General features: G+C 73.9%; 3 protein-coding genes. 1 reads left to right on the top strand and 2 read right to left on the bottom strand.

The features are described from left to right. Positions 1-2: 2 nt before the first annotated feature. Both otsB and HGA02_RS14590 read right to left on the bottom strand, forming a co-directional pair. The gene (gene otsB, locus HGA02_RS14595) at positions 3-800 is read right to left on the bottom strand and encodes a trehalose-phosphatase (protein WP_168679716.1); all 798 of its coding nucleotides are present in this window, start codon (positions 798-800) and stop codon (positions 3-5) included. After that, positions 793-2,220, bottom strand: a complete 1,428-nt coding sequence (locus HGA02_RS14590; RefSeq protein ID WP_343035493.1) for an alpha,alpha-trehalose-phosphate synthase (UDP-forming) — start codon at positions 2,218-2,220, stop codon at positions 793-795. The genes otsB and HGA02_RS14590 overlap by 8 nt, the downstream gene beginning before the upstream one ends. A gap of 153 nt (positions 2,221-2,373) precedes the next feature. Between HGA02_RS14590 and HGA02_RS14585 the strand changes: the two genes are divergently transcribed. Beyond that, on the top strand, positions 2,374-3,063 hold a 690-nt coding region (locus tag HGA02_RS14585; protein ID WP_168679712.1), incomplete at its 3' end, for a serine/threonine-protein kinase.

The following is a 3,063-nucleotide window of genomic DNA, read 5'->3' as shown; positions in this document are numbered from 1 at the left end:
GGTCAGACGTGCAGCCGCGCCGCGAGGTCGGCGAGCGCGTCGACCGCGGCGTGCGGGTCCTCCACGCGGAACCGCGCGGACGTGTCGCCCGGCCCGACCTTCACGGTGACGTCGCGCTCTCCGAGCGCCGCGAACGCGTGCTCGTCGGTCACGTCGTCGCCCGCGTAGAGCACGACCGGCGCACCGAGCTCGTCGCGCAGCGCGGTCAGCGCCTCGCCCTTGCTGGCCCGCAGCACGGAGATCTCGACGACGTCCTTGCCGTGCAGGACCCCGGACCCGAGCCGCTCGCCGAGCGCGATCGCCTCCGTCTCGGCGGGCTCGGCCACCTCCGGCTCGGCCAGGCGGGTGTGCACGACGACGGCGGTCGGCTTCGTCTCGACCCACACACCGTCGCGTCCGCGCGCGACCTGGGCGGCCTCCGCGCCGAGCGCCGCGAGCCGGTCCGCCTGCTCGTCGGTGAGCTGCACGACGTCGCGGTCGAGCCCGTACCGCGTGACGCGCGCCCGCTCGGCGCCGTGGCTGCCGACCAGGTACGTGCCGGGCGGGACCTCCGCGAGCGCGTGCAGGTCGTTCATCGCCCGGCCGGACACGAGCGCGAGCGCGACGCCCTCGGCCGCCGCGAGCCGGGTGAGCGCCTCGACGCCGTCGGGCAGGATCCGCGACGCCTGCGGGTCGTCCTGCAGGGGTGCGAGGGTGCCGTCGAAGTCGAGCGCGACGAGCAGCGGTCGGGACGCGGGGTCGGCGGCGAGACCGGTGAGCAGGTCGCGCAGGGCCGCGGCGTCCGCGGGGCCGTCAGACATGGTCCGTCCGGGCGGGGATCGCCGTCAGCACCGCGAGGAACTCCTTCGACCAGGCGGTCACGTCGTGGCCGAGCACGCGGCGACGCAGGCGGCGCATGCGCTTGCGCGCCTCCCGCTGGTCCATGTGCACGGCGTACGTGATCGCGTCCTTCATGCCGTCGATGTCGTGCGGGTTCACCAGGACCGCGCCCTGCAGCTCGTCGGCGGCTCCCGTGAACTCCGAGAGGACCAGCGCGCCGCGGTCGTCGGAGCGGGCCGCGACGTACTCTTTCGCGACGAGGTTCATGCCGTCCCGCAGCGCGGTGACGAGCATGACGTCGGCCGCGAGGTACAGGGCCGCCATCTCCTCCATCGGGAACGACTGGTGCAGGTACTGCACGGGCTGGTGGCCCACCTGGCCGAAGTCGCCGTTGATGCGCCCGACGAGCAGCTCGACCTCGTCGCGCAGCTGCTGGTACGCGCCCACGTTCTCCCGGCTCGGGCTCGCGACCTGGATGAGCACGGTGTCCTGCGACGACAGCCGGCCGTCCTCGATGAGCTCGCCGTACGCCTTGATGCGGTGCCGGATACCCTTGGTGTAGTCGAGCCGGTCGACGCCGAGCAGCACGACCTTCGGGTCGCCGAGCTCGTGCCGGAGCTGCTTGGCGCGCATCTGCACGTCGTGGCTGCGGGCCAGGTCGTCGAACGCGTGCGAGTCGATCGAGATGGGGAACGCGGCCGCGCGCACGTGCCGGTCGACGCGGCCGTGCTTCATGAGCGTGACCACCTGGCCGCGCGTCGTGAGGTCCGTCAGGCGCCGCACGATCCGCACGAAGTTCGCCGCGTCGCCGGCGCGCTGGAAGCCGACCAGGTCCGCACCGAGCAGCCCTTCGACGACCTGCCGGCGCCACGGGAGCTGCGCGAAGATCTCGAGCGGCGGGAACGGGATGTGGTGGAAGTAGCCGATCCGCAGGTCCGGGCGCAGCTCGCGCAGCATCTTCGGAACGAGCTGCAGCTGGTAGTCGTGCACCCACACCGTCGCGCCCTTCGACGCGGCCTTCGCGGCGGCCTCGGCGAACCGCTTGTTCACGCGCTGGTAGGCGTCCCACCACTGCCGGTGGAACGTCGGCGGCGCGATGACGTCGTGGTACAGCGGCCACAGCGTGTCGTTCGCGAAGCCCTCGTAGTACCGCTCGACGTCGGCCTGGCTCAGCGTCACGGGCACGAGCTGCGTGCCGTCGACCTCGAACGGCTCGAGCTCGAGGTCGGGCGAGCCGCCCCAGCCGATCCACGCGCCGTCGGCGCCGGACATCACGGGCGCCAGGGCGGTCACGAGACCGCCGGGTGAGCGGGTCCAGGTGGGCTCGCCGTCGTCCCCCAGCGCGACGTCCACGGGGAGACGGTTCGCGACGACGAGCAGGTCGTAGCCGGCGTCAGGCACGTCGGAAGGCAACGAGATCAACTCCTCGGGTCTGCGTCGACCCTAGCCGTCGGGCCAGGTGAGCGCCCCTGGTCACGGGCCGACGCGACGCGCGTCACACGTCACCCGCGCGTTGGGGGACGCCCGTCCGCGGCGCGGGCTAGGTTGCGGGGCATGGAGCGGATCGGTCTGACGCCGGGGTCGGACATCGGGGGGTACCGCATCGTCGCGCCGCTCGGCTCGGGCGGCATGGGGACCGTGTACCGGGCCGTCGACGGCGGCGGCACGGCCGTCGCGCTCAAGCTGCTGCACCCGCAGCTCGGCTCCGACGCCGTCGCACGCGACCGGTTGCGCCGCGAGGTCCGCGCGCTCCAGAAGCTCCGGCACCCGGGCGTCGCCGCGATCCTCGACGCCGAGGCCGACTCGACCGAGGCGTTCCTCGTGACCGAGCTCGTCGACGGCGACACGCTCGAGGAGCACGTGCGCGAGCGCGGGCCGCTCGACGCGCAGGACCTGCTCGACCTCGCCGAAGGGCTGCGGGCTGCGCTCGCGGCCGTGCACGGCGCCGGAGTCGTGCACCGCGACCTCAAGCCCGCGAACGTGCTCGTGACCGACGACGGGCCCGTGCTCATCGACTTCGGCATCGCGCAGGCGGCCGGCGACGCGCCGCTCACGTCGGACGGCCTGGTCATCGGCACGCCCGGCTACCTCGCACCCGAGCTGCTCGACGGCGACGAGCCCACCGCGGCGAGCGACTACTGGGGCTGGGCCGCCGTCCTCGCGTTCGCCGCGACCGGGCGTGCCCCGTTCGGGACCCGGCCGCTCGAGGCCGTGCTGTCGCGCGCCCGCTCCGGCACCGCCGAC

The sequence above is a fragment of the Cellulomonas septica genome (assembly GCF_012396155.1).
Lineage (GTDB): Bacteria > Actinomycetota > Actinomycetes > Actinomycetales > Cellulomonadaceae > Cellulomonas > Cellulomonas septica.
This window is presented reverse-complemented; position numbering and strand designations above follow the sequence as displayed.

Excerpts from the sequence above, each read along its gene's own strand:
- otsB (WP_168679716.1), bottom strand. The coding sequence starts at position 800 with ATGTCTGACGGCCCCGCGGACGCCGCGGCCCTGCGCGACCTGCTCACC.